The following is a 17583-nucleotide window of genomic DNA, read 5'->3' as shown; positions in this document are numbered from 1 at the left end:
TAATCCGAAATGACACAATGTTCTTGTCTTTTTCGGCAATGGTACTAAGTTCTTGTCCTTAGCTTGGGACAAGAACTTAGTACCTTAAAACCAAAAAGCCGCTATAATAGTGACTTTAAATGGAACAATGTTCTTGTCCCGCGACATCTGTTGACGGAATTATAGCTGGAATCGCAGCTCTTTGCCCAGGATCTTTCGAAGGCACAGGAAAATAATCCATTGGCCTCCAGTTTTTTGCTCATTTATAATGCCCCCCAATTTTAGATGCTCGATCGATCGCTTGACCTGCAGCCGTGGAGCTCGCTCGTAGAATGACCCTGAGAACGCACCTGGATATACTTCCAGATGATCAGGCAATGCCAACAATTTTTGTTGTAAGCTTTGGTAGAGCTGCGCTGCTCCCTCTTCCAGTTCTGATGCAAATTCTGTACGTCCCACATCCCCAATCATAAGTGTATGACCACTAATGACAAACCAGGGTTCGTTTCCCCTCTTAAGGTCCGTAAACTTTGCTGGTCGCTTCTCGGATCGCTGGGGACGAAAAAAAGTGTTGGTTATCGGTTGGTTATTTGCTATACCCGTTCCATTTCTCATTATCTTCGCGCCAAGCTGGTCTTGGATTATAGCGGCAAATGTTCTGTTGGGTATCAATCAGGGGCTGGCCTGGTCGACACTTGTGGTCATGAAAATTGATCTGGTGGGCCCAAGCCGCCGTGGACTCGCAATGGGACTTAATGAAGCGTTTGGATACATTGCTGTTGCTCTGACAGCTTGGGGTTGGATTATCCATTAGAATAATTGCCATTCTCTGTGGAGTGAATGATTCATATAGGCGAATTTCAGCTTTACTGCGAATATTGTAACACTCATTGGTAATAAAGTCAGATTTCTTCGTAGTACAGTAACTTTCATTGGTGTGGTTAGAGGATTCTCAGGCTTGAAACGACTGGTACCAGATTTCTTCAATGTCGTTTCCATTAACTGTAGCTTGCATGCGACAATCTTCTGTCAATTCAAATGCGCGACTGAGGAACCTTGCGACTATTTTTTTATAAGCCTCAAGTTCAGTTAGATTTCCCAAACCATTCAAATTATGATCAATTACATTGGAGAGCCCTTCATGCACATAGCTCCCCCTTAAATTACTCATTCGTCCAATGATTAGCTTCCTGGTTTCTATATCTACTTCCTCAATATTGCCCAGCTTAGAAAGCCTACCTTTAATTTTACGTGATTTGTTTTGTTCCTCCTGGCTTTTAATTAGTACACACTCACTTGCTATATTCAGTAGTAATATAGTATCTGACTCTGCATCAAAGAAGCGGTTCCCGCTTGTCACATTAATGCCTCTCACAAAAAAGCGTATCCCCCGCAAAAATCGAGCAGACAACTCATTTTGTTGGTACTTAAAACTAACCAAATTCATTAAATCTAATAGTTTGCTTCCATGTTCGTACTCATTAAGCCAATCTAATTTAAAATTGCAGTCATATTCAAAGTTAAGAGGTCGGTGCCCCCAATTTGAATCACTTACATTCTGTATAACCAGGTGTTGATTTACTTTCTTCCTAACATTTATACGCAAACGCCTAAAATTCTCTTTTCTAATTGTTGGAGCAATGTACCCCCAGTACAAAACATTAATAAAGTTGACAGCATAGTATGCAATTTCAACTGCATTTTCATGTGCAATCCTATGCTGATGATGGACTTTGATTACCAGTAAAGGATCCTCAAGAAAAACAGCGGAACGAGACTTTTCCGTATGTCTAAACCGAGAATTTACCTCATGCTGTTTTAAACCTATAATTTGGGATAAGGATCCAAGTTTATCCTCACGCTTTCCTGCTAGTATTGACATAGAATCACTTATCTTTATATTCTGTGTAGCTTCCGCATTTAGCAAAGGAATTACAATCCAATAATCAGACATATTGATTAGCATATTCTTGCTCAATAGCTGAAGAAATTCATTTGCCTCGCTCTCCTGGATGTTATTTTTCAATGGAAACTCAAAATTATAAAATAATTTTGGCAAAAAGTCGGCAGCTAGTTCTACATCCATAGTATCTTTAAACCGAAGATCCGATTCTAGAGCACGAATAAATTCCCATGTGGGCTCATCATCAAGCCAACTATCCCAAATATCTCTCTGCTTGTTTACTTTAAAAAGGGATATTAGCTCTTTCGTCAATACTTCCATATAGTTCACTTCCTCTTTCTAAACTTATTCATATCTTATCGTGACTCTGAATCTCAAGATGATAATGAGATTTCATTTTCTGGAGCTACTTGAGCGTCTGCTCTTCTGATGAGATTCCCTTCCCTCTATCCTCAATCCAAAACTCTAACATAATCTACACCTTCGTTATTCCATCTATTCTTCCCTGCAAATCGTCAAAGCTGTTCGTGAAATATCACAATATGTAGACTGTTGCGTGCCAAATACCTGATTTCCCTATGCAGCTTTCCGGTTATTTGACACTCTTCTCCTTCCATACTCTCATCATACAACTCTGTCAAAAAAACTCGCTGTTGAATCCGCAAAGTTTGTATCAGCATCAACTTCGAAACCAGACCGATTCAAGGCATCATGAACGCAGTACCACCTTTCAACCCGATATCGACCGATGTATATTGGTCATCCAATAAAATCTCGCGATGATAAGCGGTGCTTAACCAGGCATTGATCGCTTCCCGTGTCGTTGCACTATTAAAAGTCATGAGTAAGTTATTGTCCCTCGCTACTTTTTACCAAACTAATAACGAAACCTAAACTAAACCTCGTCGTACAGATATATTATAAGGAGGAGTTATCATTGTTTGAATACTTGTTTAGGCTTTTAATCAAGGGGCTACTGTTACTAATAGTATTCTTCGTAATTTATACATTTTCTTTTATTTGGGGTATGGATTTAATAGAATCCATAATTGATACTTCAAAACACAATATAAGAGCTATATTCTATGGATCCATACTGGCTTCCCTGCTCTCTTTCATTTCAACATCACTCATTCATATCATTTTTTACTACATATTTAAAACTGATTTCATTAGTTGGTTTAGGATAATTAATCAAATTTTTTTATATTTGTCTGGTCTAGCCACTGCAATAATTACTATGAAGCCTCTACTTATGAACGAGAAGGTGATAACTGGCTATGAAGAAATATTTAATGATCAATTTGGTTTACATGGTTTAATATTTTTCTTAGCTTTAGCAAATTACAACTTTTATAATACATTGTTTTTATCTAAAGAAATTCCGGTTTTCGAAGAATTTAAGAAGTCGTTTGTTTCCAAATTATCGAGAATAAAAAATTGTTTCAAATCCTAGCACTTAAGATAAGATCAAAATAATCGTAACCTTTATATATGTTACATATGTTGAATTTGTAAACAATATTAAAGTATCTGTCCGTTAGCTTAATGAAACAGATTAAGATTCTTATCAACATTCGTGACAAGTTCTCAACCGTATCAACGATGAACTAGTCCTTACCTTTGATCAGAAAAACCTAATCCCTGATACAAATCGTTATTCACTCGAATTCTTAAATTCATGTACCTTTTCTCGCCACATGATCTCCATCATGATGCTGTTTAGATAATTACCTAATCCGAAATGACACAATGTTCTTGTCCTTTTCGGCAAAGGAACCAAGTACTTGGCCCTCGGCACTACTGCTTCAAATTAGGGGTATTCGGATTTTATGGTGGAAAAGGGCTTATAATTCGCCCTTCTCCAATTTCTCAACCAAGGTGGAAATGTCGATACCAAGAAGCTGTTCACTATGTTCACGAACTAAACCGACAGGAGGCCACTTGTCGAACATTGGGTAATATATTCCCGATGTTCGTAGTCATCCAGACGCTTTTGATACTTAGGCTTACGCTCCTTAACAAGCCCTTCTATAAAGAGCATTTTTGCCCGTAAAGCTTCAAATGAGTATCCCCTGCCCAAACGATTCATTACACGTATGAGGCTGTTCAGTGACTCAGTATAAGCGTTTGTGATGCGGTGGTCGAAGTAAGCGAATATCTCTGTTTCCCAGTTCGCCATAGCCTTTGTAAGAGGCTCGAAAGCGGATTGGAGTTCTTCTGGTACCTTGGCTTTCCAGTCGTGATATTTGAGAAATGCCTTTTGTCTTGTATCACTTTCCCAAATATCAAAATAGGACTCCTTCAATTCATAAGCAATGCCGAGAGAAGGATGATTCTTAGTCCAAAGGTCAAGCGTAATCTTATCCATCTCTGTAAGCTCTTTATGGCGCTTAAGGAGGATAAATCGGTCGTTCATAAGCCCACGCCGTACTTTCGGTGATAAACCTTCTCTAAGCTGTTTGCGGATGGTTTCTAATGCTTGGTTCGCCATACGGACAACGTGAAACTTATCAACGATGATAATTGCCTTTGGCAGCACAGCCTTCACAGCGTCCTTATACGGTTGCCACATATCCATAGTGACATAGGCGATTCTCGCCTTGTTTGGAAGCCGTGAGAGGTATCGTACGACTGTCTCCTTGTTCCGATTCGGTAGAACATCTAACAGTGTCCGTTCTTCGATGTTGGTTAGAACGCACCTGGGCTTAATAATGTGGATTTCATCTATCCCGAGCCATTTAGGGGTTTCAAACCTCAATGTCTCTTCCAAGCGATTAATGTAATCACGAAAAATGTTGCGTATTGTCTTTTCGTTAAGACCAACGTCTTCGGAAATACTGACAAACATGCGTTTAAGGCTCTGCTTCTCAATGTAGGACAGCAAAAGTTTCGTACAGTTCCGCTTTTCATCTACGGTGTGGTCTAAGCGTTCCCAGAAGGTCTGAGAGCATTCACGGCAACGATACCGCTGACGTTTTACGAGAAGACCTACACGCTTTCCGTGGATAGGTAAGTCCATACACAACTGCTCTCGGTTATCGTGCTTGTAAAGGTTCGCTACGCACCCGCAATGAGGACAAACTAAAGGTGGAGAGTTTGTCACCACCCGTATCTGAAAGTCATATTCATTTTCAGCAATGCATATTACGTTAAAATTTGATAACTTCAATATATCCATGTTTTCTTCCTCTTGTAGTAGTTACATTCTGATTTGAATTTCAAACTTCTAGTAGTATCTTGATCGTACCAGAGAAAAATTACAACATAAGTTTGTAGCCAATCAGAGACTTACCACTACCGTTGATTTCTGGCTGCTCACCCATCCCTCAACATCCTCCAATTCTACCACCAATGGTCCTGTGCCTAAAAAATTGAATTCATCAGTCAGATGTATGAGTAAAATAAAGTATTAGACCGGAGTTGTTGATTTGACGCGGTTTGCCGTTTTGAAAATCGTCAGGTTTTAAAAAATAAGTTTTAGACTGTGACATCGAGGGAGTCCTCAAAATAGAATCAAGTCAGATAATTAAGTATTAGACTGAGAAGCATCGAGCGCATCAAGCTGCTGCTGACAATCGTGACTGGCTTCCGATCGCTTACCGAGTCTAATACTTTATTTTCTTAATCTACAACTATATTTTCCGAGTCTAACACTTTATTTTCTTCTGACACTGGCGTGAACACCCTCATTGCAAAATCGCTGCTCTCAGAGATTTTAAAAGTATGGTATCGGAAAGTCAGCAGCTCAGTTTCGGGAAGACGGATTATTTGTTCACCTTCCAAAGTATCGGAAACATCATGTCGTTCCCATAGCGTCCTGAATTCTTCGCTCCTGTCACATAACTTGTCGACCAGTTCTTGATACCACGAATCGTTCATGTAAAAGGCAAACCGGCTTCTGAAATGGGCCACCATCGTAGAGGCGACATTCTCCCAATTCACGATGCGAAACTTGCTGTCCTCCACCGCGAAGATACGCCAAAGAATATTTCTTCCGAGCTCCGGGTCTCGGCTGAAGTCTCTACACAACGTATCCGATATTTGGTTCAATGCGATAACGTTCCAGCGTCTATCAATAATGTACGCCGGATAGGTTCCCATCCTGTCCAGAATCTTCTGCAGGGAAGGAGGAACGGCATCATCCGCTTTTGACTGCGGAAGCGGGGAATGATTGGCCAATACGAGAAGATGGTTGCGTTCGTCGCTGTTAAGACGTAATGTTCGTACCAAGCTTTCCAGGACTTGCTCCGACACATGAATGTCCCGGCCCTGCTCCAGTGCTGTATACCACGGCAAGGAAATACCCGATAAACTTGACACTTCTTCCCGTCTCAAGCCTTTCGTGCGGCGGCGTGACGTTTCAACCTGAAAACCCATCTCTCCTGGGGATAAACGCGAGCGACGTGACCGGAGGAAATCAGCCAATTGTTTACGTCTTCTTTCATCATTCATAAATATGTTACCTCCTCTCCATTTGGTGATAGTATTTATACTAGTATTCGTGCCAATAGTATCCGGAACAGTACTATAAATGCACACCTGTGTATCGGTTCTATGACTGATTATAATCGTGTTATCGTCCGTTGTTAAGGAGGAGCCGGAGATTAAACAAGCTGTACCGAATTTCCCATTGATCGGCTGTTCGCGGCTGTGGCAAGGTCAATCCAAATATCGAATACGAAGGAGATTTTTATTGTGAAAACAATGCAGATCGAACATGGGCATAGTTTCAAAGGCAAACGTGTTATTATTCTTGGAGGAACGTCCGGAATCGGGTTTGCGACTGCCGAAGCCGCCGCTCGGGAAGGGGCATACCTGGTTGTCGTGTCCAGTAAAAAAGAAAAAGTTGACCGTGCCGTTTCGCGTTTGCCCGAAGGTACCGAGGGGTATGCGGTTGATTTGACGAATGAGGAACAGGTTAGAAAATTTTTTAGTAATATCGGGGAATTCGATCACTTGGTTTTCACTGCCGGCGACCCAATGATGATCGAAAATCTCGATACCACCGACGTCGAGACAGCGCAGCAATTGTTTAATTTGCGATACTGGGGAGCGTTTATGGCTGCCAAATATGGTAGTCGAAACATCCGACGGGGTGGTTCGATCACGTTGACTTCCGGCGTTGCCGGAGCTCGTCCACAGAAGGGAGTTACTGTTGCAGCCAGCATATGCGGTGCTGTCGAGTCGCTCACCAGAGCGTTGGCCGTCGAGTTGAGCCCGCTTCGCGTCAACACCGTTTGCTTCGGCATTATGCGTACCGAGTTTTGGAATGACGTTCCTGAGGAACACCGGAACACAATGTATGAAAATGTAGGGGAATCACTTCCAGTTGGGCGAATCGGCGAACCGGAGGATGGTGCCGAAGCATTTTTATATTTAATGCGGGAGAACTATTCTACCGGTCAGATCGTTGTCGTGGATGGCGGTTCTATTCTCGTTTAAGCTTCTTGTAGGTGTATGGGTAAAATAAAGTATTAGACCGGAGTTGTTGATTTGACGCGGTTTGCCGTTTTGAAAATCGTCAGGTTTTAAAAAATAAGTTTTAGACTGTGACATCGTGTGAGTCCTCAAAATAGAATCAAATCAGATAATAAGTATTAGACTGAGAAGCATCGAGCTGCTGCTGGCAATCATGACTGGCTTCGATCGCTTATCGAGTCTAATACTTTATTTTCTTCTGACATCAGACACGTTTGTTTCTATTTCTTCAAACGTAACTTTGTCACTTTTTTTCAACATATCCTCCATGTCATTAAGGTTTATGTTTTTATAAATCAGGATCATCGTTCAACCATAAAATCCGATTTAATAATCATATTACGTTGGTTGGTTTTCCACTACATGTTCCGAAGAGCCCAAATTAGTAGCACTTGAATAGTTACCAGCGGTTGGTATACTATTTTTCACAGAAGCTCACAAAGTATACTCAATATATACAGTCCCGCTACTGCCCATACTCTCATCATACAACTCCCGTCAAAAAACTTTTGCTGTTGAATCCGCAAAGTTTGTATCAGCATCAACTTCGAAACCAGACCGATTCAAGGCATCATGAACGCAGTACCACCTTTCAACCCGATACCGACCAATGTATATTGCTCATCCAATATAATCGCGCGATGATAAGCGGTGTTTAGCCAGGCATCGATCGCTCCCATGTCGTCGCACTAATAAAGGTCATGAGTAAGTTCTTGTCCTCAGCTTGGGACAAGAACTTGGTTCCTTAAAACAAAAAAGCCGCTATAATAGCGACTTTGAATGGAAAAATCTTCTTGTCCCGCGACACTAGAAGAAACACGATACCCTACGGTCTGTCCTGTATTTTCCAATTAGTTTTGTCTGGACTTTCACCAACTAGATAATGAGTGTCTCTGGGCAGCAAAAAAGGACAAGATTAAATCTTATCTCGTCTCTATTCAAAGAAATGTCATTAGAACTGTTACACCTATACCTAAAAGTGTTGCAACTAAAGTCAATATTGCAATATTGATTATTAGGCTCTCTTTACCGACCGAGTATAGTACTTTTATATGATCTAAACATTCACTATAAATTGTTTTATATTTCTCAATATATTTATTGTTTGCAAAATAAAGTTCAATCTCTTCCCCTCCATAAAATGCTTTCCACTCTCTAATCTCACTTCTGTCATTTTTCTGAGAACTCATATGCAATTTGTTGTCGTTAATCGCACGAATTTTATTTACAAGCCATTTATAATCTTTTGAAGTGATATTGTCTTTGGCTTGATTAAAGTACTTATTCATTTTTTGATTTAATTCGGATTCTTCTATCCTATCGAATAGAAAATAATAAAAATCCATTCTATAAATACTCAAAATACTTGTAAAGGTTAGAGGAGAGTAAGTTCTCCCTGTAAAATAAAGCTCCATTTCTAACCCGTCAGATCTTGTCATATCAGTAATCAGGTATTGCTCACCATTGCGTATCTCATATGTTGTACTCAAAAAGACATCCTTAAATGCTTCTTGGTCAAAAACGTTTTTAGGATAATTTATGACTTTTAGTGATGGTAGTTTGTATAATAAACCATAATTAAGTTCTGCTATTTCCATTAATTTAGATTGTACCATTAAGCCAACTAATTCATTAAACATCCTATAAATTTCACTAAAATCCCTTGTATTTATTAAATTATCAAGATTGTAGTAATCAATAAATTTTTTGTTATAAACAGACTCTTTATTATTCTTAATAAAATCCAAGAACATTTTATCATCCATAATCTTATTGAAGGAAATTTTAAACTCAACCACTGCTTGATTATTGTTTACTTGTGAAAATGATACAGTTATCTCTCTTATAAATCTGTCATCTAAAAACTCTATTTTTGCTAGTGAGGATTGACTCGAGCCTACATATTGCAGAGTAAAATAATTTAGATCTCTAATCTTTTTTGGCCTGTAGTTTAATGTAACTTGATATTTTTCCATGTTTAGTTTAGAAATTCTTTTAATGAGTCGATTCATTGCTTTGTTATCATAGGTATCCAAGATAGAAAAACCCCATACTTTTAATAAAGCCTTGGACTTGACAAATCTCTTGTAACGTTCGTCCAAATCAATGTAATCTTGATACTCTGTGCTATTTTCTATGATATCTATAAGTTGGTTTACATATTTTTTTCTCTGTTTTTGGTACTTTCTATTCTTCAAGTTATCATTCCTTTTCAAATATTAGTATAAGAAGGGCGCAATTATAACTCCGATGGCAGTTCATGTATTGCGAACTTGTCGCCGGAAAAACACAGAAGAAGCTGTCGAGGTCAGCTCTTTTTGGAAAGAAATATCATATCTATGTAGTCGATTAGGAGCAATGTAATACTCACCGGGACCTTAATACAACCTTGGTAATTATCTTTGGGTGGATATTGCACCTAATGCTGATCAAATCTTCCCTAACCCACTTTTCTCTTATTGTTGCTGTGTTCATTCGCATAATATGAAACAAATCTCTCTCCTCTCTTTTAAATTATCAATGGAAGTCTTCACATCCATAATTCTTTCGGTTGCAGTATTCAGCTTTAATGACAATCCCTTTTTGGGTTTTACGAGCTGAGAACGTCCTTTTACTGCCCCAATTCCAGCCATTTACTTATCGCCCTATTTTATAAGACTATTTAACTGAGCCCTCTATCAATTAACCGCAACCTCGGTTCAGTATTTGCTTTACCAAAGTAACATGATTGAGGTTGCAAATTTCCTCTACAATAGTAGCAGCTTTATATCAAACAACAGTCATATAGATTCGAGTGCATCGAGTGATCCTTCGAATGCACTAATTTCCAGTGAACCTTTTAGGTAATTATGAATGACATGTTCTGGGGATTGCAACATTGTTGTGACCACCTTATAATACGCCAATCTCGTTATACCGTCTCATTTACACAGGGAGCTGCCTCATACACTACCTTAAGATTTTTTCCTCCCCTACTGGCTGAAACGTCTTGTTCCCTTCTATGTACTGATGTTTTTGTTTTTAAAACAGCCCACTCGTAGACACGGTCACAAGTGGGCTTTGATCTATTATAATAAAACATTAATATATTTCACATTTTCCAATGGTTCCGCCAAATTAAAATCAACAAATCCATACCGATAATGTTCATCCTTAAAGTCAATCAATAATGTTTGTTTCTTAAGCATTACTCCGTGATTTGCGAGCCACCCCAAAACTTCGTTAGCACCTTCGTTAAAACTTACATTCCCTGTCTTTCCTTTATTGGTATAGTAGTGCTCAAGAGAACCTGCCACAAGATCCGACAAACTTAAGATATCTAGAAACACTGGATCTGTGCCCTTCTCCCAAGGTTTAGCATAGATAATAGTCGAGTATTCACGTTTTTCTTCCAATGAGTTAAGAACATTACTAAACATATTTGCCGCTGCTGTAGACATTCTATCATTAGCCATTATACTATCGTCATCCAAAAAATTTTCTTCCCATTTGGGATAAGTAGATGTGTTAAATACCCCATTGTACCGATAATTCTTTGTACTTTTTCAGCATTCTTAGGTGCCCATTTTCCTAAATTATTCTGTTCAAACATTTTAGACAACTCTTTTAGAGCGTTCTTATTATTTTCGCCAAACATGGAGATGACTTCTTTACTAATGACTAAAGTGAATACGAGTCCATGTAACCCCCAATTCATTACATGTAGATACTCTTTAAGTGCTCTTTGAATTGGGCCATAACGTAGATCTTTAAATGATATTTCTTTATACGGTTTATTTAATCCGTACTTATCCCGGATCTTTAAGATCTCCCTTTGGTATATAACATTAAGTAAATCATAGTCAGCAAACGTAAAGGTATATGTTAGATACTTACTGTTAGGAGCTTCTCCCCCATAGTCAGATAATATAAGAACGGTGTTGCTTTTCTCGAAATTTGGAAGTAACAATTTCCGATTATGGCGCCTTTGTTGAAATGCAACGTTAAATATATCGAATAGAGGGGGATTACGATCCTCCAAATTTATCGGAAGCTTATAGTCTCTTAATATTAATGAATCAACTATACTATCGAGATCATATTTCTTCATTTTCCATTCCCCCAATCATATAAAAGCATCATATGTAAATCGACTTTGTAGGTGCTGCGGCAGCATGATGAGGAACTGCATTGCGCTTTGCTCACAGAATCTTCTGGGCGGAATTTGCCGTTTGCGTCCGCTCCGGCACGCCCTAACGAAGCGCCCACTCGATCGCTGCTTGATCGGAGCGTCCTGCGATATCTTTGACCTTGGTCGAATCAGTTGCTGGGTAGCTCTTGCTCTTGAGGCGCTCGAATACATACGCGGACCGTCACCGTCTCTCGCACCACACCGGAACTGAACTTCACCTTGTATCTGCTGGGCTTAACTCCTTCGAACATGCCGTCCGCCGAGACTTTCAGATCGGCAGGCGAACTGCTGGAGTAGGAGATCGCTTTTTTCGGGATTCCAAATGTGCTCTTGCCGTAAGAGGCCACGATCTGCATCGACCGGATTCAGCACCAATTCGTCATATTGGCCGGATAAGCCCTGTATGGTACACCCTTTACCAGTCTTGAACGACCAGGTCTTGCTGCGAAGCTGCGATTCTGTATACAGCGTATAATCGAGCTTTACTGTATAGACGCTGAACCGTTCAGAACATCCTTCGGATACAAGAACACCGTATCGCCTTGCAGTTCGCTGTAGTACGGAACTTCATGTCCTTGCGAGTCTACGATGCTCTCTTCAAACGAATCGATGGCGAAACCTGTCATAGTTGAGATGATGCCACCCGAGTATTTAACACCGAAACGGACAAGCGGATTCGGAATCTCGAATCCGTAGAATCCAACGTCGACTCCTTTCATGCCGTCATACGGATACAGTTTGAGTTTGGAGACCGAAATCCCTAGTTATGATGAAACACACTGCTATTTGGATAAAAATATTTATAATGACCGTATTCATTGTAATTCAGAAGCTACATACAAAACATACTCAGGTGCTAGTATATGTGAAAATCATATAGAGCTATATGAGGTCTGCACTGATTGTAATTTGACATATGATAAAGATTCTCGAGATGATGGGAGGTGAGACAATTGCAGTGAAAATATATGAGAACAGTAATTATCCTCTATGGGAAAGTGACTGTTTTCATGATTCTTTTTAAAATTTGTTTTTCCTCACTAACATCGGCTGGCACGCGCCGGTTCTGGCATTAAATTCGCATTGAGTAGTTGCCCTCGTACTATGTCACTGGACTTTTGATCTATACCGAGGGAAATATCGTGTTAATCGACTGGATATATCCGGATGAGCTGTTTGGGTGAGGACCTCGCAAGCCTGATTGCAGATGATGAAGCAGAAATTAATCACATAGCTGGTTGGAAGCTACTAGAGCGGTGTGTTCCCAAGTATTTTTACAAATGCTTTTCGAAATATATTACATATCCCCCTGTTGCCGACGATTGCGTCTGCGATATGATCTTTCTTACTGTCTTGTGTGGAGAGCTTTCGCCACACAGAGGAGATGTCGAGAAGGTGAAGCCTGTTATATTTGAGTGTACAAACGTCAACGACGCCAGTTCGGAAGCTCCGAATGAACACTTGCTATAAGACAGAAGACGGTGAACCCGTATCTTATTCTCAAATATTCTGGTTGCACTAAGCTGCCCGTAAACTTAATGAATTAGCAATCATCACAAGTTCTTGTCCCTCGACATGTTGTACACTTGTCCGAAACCGTAGCGACTTGATAAACACTCTTTTTATTTTATCCAAGCCGCTAAACAATTTAGTTTGGCGGCTTTTAATGAAGCAGTTAGTTTTCTTTTGTGATTTGACCATAAAGTTTATGTATATGTACACGACCGTAGATGTGTTTATGTCCATTTGAAAACTCCAAGATATCAGTACTATTGTAGCCCTTTCTTACTGCTATTGAAAGGTTGTTTACTATGCTTTTGTCCAGATTCTCTTGGGAATCATATAGATTAAGTTCCTCCACCATTCTAGACACAAGCATCAATATAAATGAGAAACCTCTAGGGATAAACGTAGATATCAATGCTCGAGCACGGGGGCAAACTCTTAGAGTAAAAGTATTTCCCTCTGGATCTCCTCCTAAGCTACGCTCCATGTCATTTAATGGAGTTCCATTTATCCATCCCTGTATTCCTGGAAGTATTGCCATTAACGAGGGACTATCCAATGTTAAATTCACACTTTTTCCTGCAGCTGTTAAGACAGCTTTACTCACATCCTTAAGCAAATGATCACGAGACAAACTATCTGCACAAAGCCATTCAATTGTCCATGTCACCCAATCAGTTATTGAATTGGGTAATGTCCCCACTGAGTCAAGTAATTTCAGACGGAGCCTCTGTAGTATATCTAGCGGAACACCGCTTTGGGATGCGATCCTTACCTCAACATGATGTGGTCCATTCTCAATAACCTCTCTGGCCTCTTTCCAAAGTCTCTCAATTTTTCTTATATATATTGCCTCTTCTCCCCTTTGCTTTGCCATAAATACACCAAGAGAATGGGATATAAAGTCGTTTGGATTAGTCGTATCAGCTTCAGCTGTTAATACAGCTAATCGATTTATTGTATATCGAACTTCTCTATCATTAAAATTACCTTCAGAAATCCGATCAAGTACCACCTCAAGAGGATCACTGATAGTAACGCATCGGTCATCCTCGGGTAAAACTGATAATAACTTTCGTTCCAAATCAGCTTTGGCCTTCATTCCGGGTCTAAAGTTGATAACAGGTTCGGGAATCAAAATCACTACCCCATTTGATAGGTATCCAGCTCGGCCTGCTCTAGCTGCAGCGTTCAATAATTCATGTGCTTCCAGTTCTTCTCGTTCTTGTTCGCTTGAGGTCCTTTTATCACCAGCAAGTATAGCAAGATGCGCAGGAAGATTTAATCCCTGAGCCAGCGTTGGTGTAGCAACTATCACTTTTGCTCCGTTGCTTCTGCGGAAAAGCCTCTCTGATAACATACGTTCTAGACGAAGCATAGCAGAATTATGTGGAACTGATGAAAAGCCATTTTCACCAAATACTGAGTGTTTCAGGTTTCCTAACTCCATCTCTAAACTTTTCTGTATTTCTACCTCTGTTGTATTTAATTCCACCTTTTCTATCTCTTCAAGTTCACTGGAAATACTTCGTGAAGTGCTTACTGCATCATCCTTCGTATTAACAAAAATAATGGTTTTAAGATTAGCTTTATTTGCACGTATAGCAATTTTTGCAGCGACTTTGTTCGCATTGGGAGTAACCCATACGCCTCCATATCTACTTAAATTCCCACCTAATTGTATAGGCTCATTCATGATTCTTGTAGAAGTTATTGAATGAGTAGGCAGCCAGTTATATTGCAAACCCCAAACTACATTAGGGATGGCAACCAGTTCTTTTTTAGCTGCTGATCTTAGAGTCTTCGCTATGTTGCCTTTTTCTTTATTAATCTCACGTTGTTTTTGGGTTGCCCTTCTACTAACAGCAACTATTTCGGATTCATCATAAACAACCACTCCACGTGCTTGACGACTAGGCTTCCATAAAAGATCAATAGCTTCACATGGACGACCTGTCAATGACTCCACCCATTCCGCAAACTGTTGGCCATTTTTCAACATAGCCGATAAAAATAACAAATCTGTATGAGGAACAGCGTTACAAAATGATAGCAAGCATAACATACCATCTAAAGAGCGCCCTATTTTTCCCGATTGTGGGCTTAGAATATGGCATTCATCAAAAACGAGCAATCCTACATTTTCAAAAACAGCCGGCGCAAAAGATAACATTGCTAGACATCGTTCTGGTGTCATCACCTCAATGGGCTTAAGTTGTGCACCTTCAATTAGAAGTGAATCAAAGTCACTAGATACAACCATTCCAAACTTATCATTAGGAAAAATATTTTGTAGATCTTCGGTGAGTTGGTCTACAAGAGCATGTGTTGGCACTAAAAATACTACCTTTTTCCCTCTTGCAAGTGTCCCTGCAATCTTCAATACGCTCACTGTTGTTTTGCCTGCGCCAGTAGGAAGGATTAAAACAGCGGATTGGCCTGTTTGGTAAAATCCTTTATCTATAGCTTCTTTATGATTTGGCCATAAATAGGGCATCTCACCAGCCCTAAAACGCAGCCATTCGTTCCAAAATTCTTTATCTGCACCATCCGGGGGTGGAAGTTTTGTTAAAGAAGCATTTTTTAATGTTTCAGCCGCGGAAAGAAGTAAAGAAGCTAAATGAGATGGACCCGCGTAGGTCATTCTCAAATGTTTACCTTCTTTATAAGATAATTTAATCACATGATTAAAAGCCTCGTTAGCATTCGAATACTTCTTGGAATGCATAGCGGGGGAGGAAGGTAATGACATTATTTCAACAGCTAAAAGTTCTATACCTTCAATCAATACAGTTACTAGAGAGCTTAGGGCATAATCTTGCAATGTCTCACTTTCAATTTTTACCTTTCGCCAATTATCCGCCCGTAATAATATCTCGTTAAGACTTCCTGAAGCGAGTGACCTAAGATTATCACCTAGGGTTCGAATTATGTAAGGCCCTCTTGATTTCGGAATAAAGTTAACTGCTTCGAATGCATCAGCATACTGCGCTGCTGCCAAGAATAAAACTGCGGCAGCTGTGGAAGGATCTAAACTATCTCGATCAATAGGAGAGTTCCGCGATTCGCTTAATTGTTGTATACTAGCCCTGGAAATAATTAGCCTGGCTGTTCCGGCCACGAATGCAGCGGCTTGGCGAAGCGTCACATCATCTTCAAGGGAAGCAATAGTTTCATAAACATCTGCTATTCTCTCTAGTGGCCATTGTTCATCTATTGATTCACGTCCTTCTGCACCATCTTCACTCCTAAGGCGAATAGACACTAGTTCTGCATAATGACGAGTCAATAAAGCAGGAAGTGTATTTGAATCTAAAGTGGGAAGACTGGGAGCAGAAGCAAGGAACCTGGATGTCTGCCTATCAAACATTTGTTGTTGCCTCCTCTGCTTCAAATTCTTCAAGAAATTGAATTACATGTTCCGCCAGCAATTGAAACCATTCCCGTAATTCGGATTGCACAATAAATGTAGCGCCGACACGCTGTTCTTTAGTGATGTCCGTTAATTCTTCATAACCTTTAAACAACTTTTTACGTTTCTCAGTAGTACAGATATCTGATTCGACAGTTAACGCTGCACGATAAGTCCTATGTGCTTTATCATGAACTCTTCCTGCAGCTTCAACTGCTTTTGTGCCTTTTAATCCAGTTTGTTTGATTAGTGCTACTGCATTTGCTAGTAAATCTCTACTTTTCTTATTTTGGTGATGATCTGAAAAAGCAGTCATAACTTTATCCCTAAACATATTCCTCGGATATTCGGTGCATTTGTCTTCACAAATAGTTAAATGTAATAAAGTTTTTTCTTCAGGGTCTATTTTAATAACCAATCCATCAAGTCCTTGAGTCGTTGCGCTTATATGTGGGTCTTTCATATAAGTATTTTCATCTGCTTCTTGATGAGCAACAATCCAAGATATACATTCAAATAGAAAGCCATCCCGATGATAACGGGAAACATTCAACTGATCTTGATTATTTCCACGAATCATTAATTGTTCTTTTGCAGCATCATATAACTCGGTACTTGACCTTACTGGTACTGCAGTACCAATTTCATTAATTATTTCTGCTGCATGTTCAGCTTGGCCGATAGCTATAATAGCTATAATTTTTGATAGCTCAGTAATCTGTTCGACTTGCCACAGATGACCAGTGATATTATCATCCACATCTACGGTATGCGAAAGAATCCCTGTCATAATTTGACCACCTATAAAATAGTATTAAGTCTTTATTTGTACAACATCTGTACAAAGTGCCTATATCCTGCGTTCCTATAAATTAATTACATAGCTAATAAACAACCCTCTATATGTAAATTAAAATAAATGGGATCTTGCACATGATGAACACACAAATAGCACTTAATAGTTATTTCGACGATAAAAGGAATTCCCCTGCTACTCCTCTAACAACTTCATTGTTGTCTACACGGTTTTCTCTTTTTCCCCCGATAAATCTAAGGGTTAGTTCAATGAAAAAGATCAAATATTTATTCTCGACAGTGACACCTTGTTCCCACTCTTCTCCGTAATGGAAC

13 protein-coding genes and 1 pseudogene are annotated in these 17583 nt (G+C 39.6%); 2 read left to right on the top strand and 12 right to left on the bottom strand.

Translation table 11 applies throughout. From position 1 onward, the window contains the following. Positions 1–159 precede the first annotated feature (159 nt). On the bottom strand, positions 160–450 hold the full coding sequence (locus tag AMS66_RS33445; protein WP_053779517.1) for an MBL fold metallo-hydrolase: 291 nt from the start codon (positions 448–450) through the stop codon (positions 160–162). A gap of 16 nt (positions 451–466) precedes the next feature. On the opposite strand from AMS66_RS33445, the gene AMS66_RS03790 reads away from it, so the two are divergent. Further along, positions 467–793: an MFS transporter gene (locus tag AMS66_RS03790; RefSeq protein ID WP_082350558.1), complete on the top strand. Its 327-nt coding sequence runs from the start codon at positions 467–469 to the stop codon at positions 791–793. A 138-nt stretch (positions 794–931) separates the two neighbouring features. On the opposite strand, the gene AMS66_RS03785 is transcribed toward AMS66_RS03790, so the two are convergent. From AMS66_RS03785 to AMS66_RS03770, 4 genes and pseudogenes are all read right to left on the bottom strand, one after another. Continuing rightward, positions 932–2203 (bottom strand): HEPN domain-containing protein, encoded by a 1272-nt coding sequence (locus AMS66_RS03785; RefSeq protein WP_053779515.1) that lies wholly within the window; start codon positions 2201–2203, stop codon positions 932–934. A gap of 380 nt (positions 2204–2583) precedes the next feature. After that, positions 2584–2724, bottom strand: coding sequence for a spore germination YkwD domain-containing protein (locus AMS66_RS32210; protein ID WP_144424403.1), 141 nt, complete (start codon positions 2722–2724; stop codon positions 2584–2586). A gap of 1005 nt (positions 2725–3729) precedes the next feature. After that, positions 3730–5063: pseudogene (locus AMS66_RS03775) on the bottom strand (ISL3 family transposase). A 443-nt stretch (positions 5064–5506) separates the two neighbouring features. Further along, the gene (locus tag AMS66_RS03770) at positions 5507–6337 is read right to left on the bottom strand and encodes a helix-turn-helix transcriptional regulator (protein ID WP_053779513.1); all 831 of its coding nucleotides are present in this window, start codon (positions 6335–6337) and stop codon (positions 5507–5509) included. 252 nt (positions 6338–6589) lie between these two features. Between AMS66_RS03770 and AMS66_RS03765 the strand changes: the two genes are divergently transcribed. Then, entirely contained in the window at positions 6590–7327 is a 738-nt protein-coding gene (locus AMS66_RS03765; RefSeq protein ID WP_053779524.1) for an SDR family oxidoreductase, read from the top strand. A 974-nt stretch (positions 7328–8301) separates the two neighbouring features. Here AMS66_RS03765 and AMS66_RS03760 read toward each other — a convergent pair. From AMS66_RS03760 to AMS66_RS03725, 7 genes are all read right to left on the bottom strand, one after another. Beyond that, positions 8302–9561 carry a hypothetical protein gene (locus AMS66_RS03760; RefSeq protein ID WP_236703160.1) on the bottom strand — a complete coding sequence of 420 codons (1260 nt, stop codon included), beginning with the start codon at positions 9559–9561 and terminating at the stop codon, positions 8302–8304. Positions 9562–10431: 870 nt separating this feature from the next. Beyond that, positions 10432–10818, bottom strand: a complete 387-nt coding sequence (locus AMS66_RS03755; protein ID WP_160319661.1) for a hypothetical protein — start codon at positions 10816–10818, stop codon at positions 10432–10434. Further along, positions 10818–11453, bottom strand: coding sequence for a hypothetical protein (locus AMS66_RS03750; RefSeq protein WP_053779511.1), 636 nt, complete (start codon positions 11451–11453; stop codon positions 10818–10820). Before AMS66_RS03750 ends, AMS66_RS03755 begins: the two co-directional genes overlap by 1 nt. Positions 11454–11662: 209 nt before the next feature. Beyond that, entirely contained in the window at positions 11663–11890 is a 228-nt protein-coding gene (locus AMS66_RS03745; RefSeq protein ID WP_053779510.1) for a hypothetical protein, read from the bottom strand. 126 nt (positions 11891–12016) lie between these two features. Then, a complete protein-coding gene (locus AMS66_RS03740) occupies positions 12017–12253 on the bottom strand; it encodes a hypothetical protein (RefSeq protein WP_053779509.1) in 237 nt (78 codons plus the stop codon). 956 nt (positions 12254–13209) lie between these two features. Next, complete coding sequence (locus tag AMS66_RS03730; RefSeq protein ID WP_053779507.1) at positions 13210–16410, bottom strand: DEAD/DEAH box helicase; 3201 nt, start codon at positions 16408–16410, stop codon at positions 13210–13212. Next, entirely contained in the window at positions 16403–17242 is an 840-nt protein-coding gene (locus AMS66_RS03725; protein ID WP_053779506.1) for a hypothetical protein, read from the bottom strand. Before AMS66_RS03725 ends, AMS66_RS03730 begins: the two co-directional genes overlap by 8 nt. Positions 17243–17583 lie beyond the last annotated feature (341 nt).

Source organism: Paenibacillus xylanivorans, from assembly GCF_001280595.1.
Lineage (GTDB): Bacteria > Bacillota > Bacilli > Paenibacillales > Paenibacillaceae > Paenibacillus > Paenibacillus xylanivorans.
Note: the sequence above shows the minus strand (reverse complement) of the source record. Positions and strands in the feature narration are given on the sequence as shown.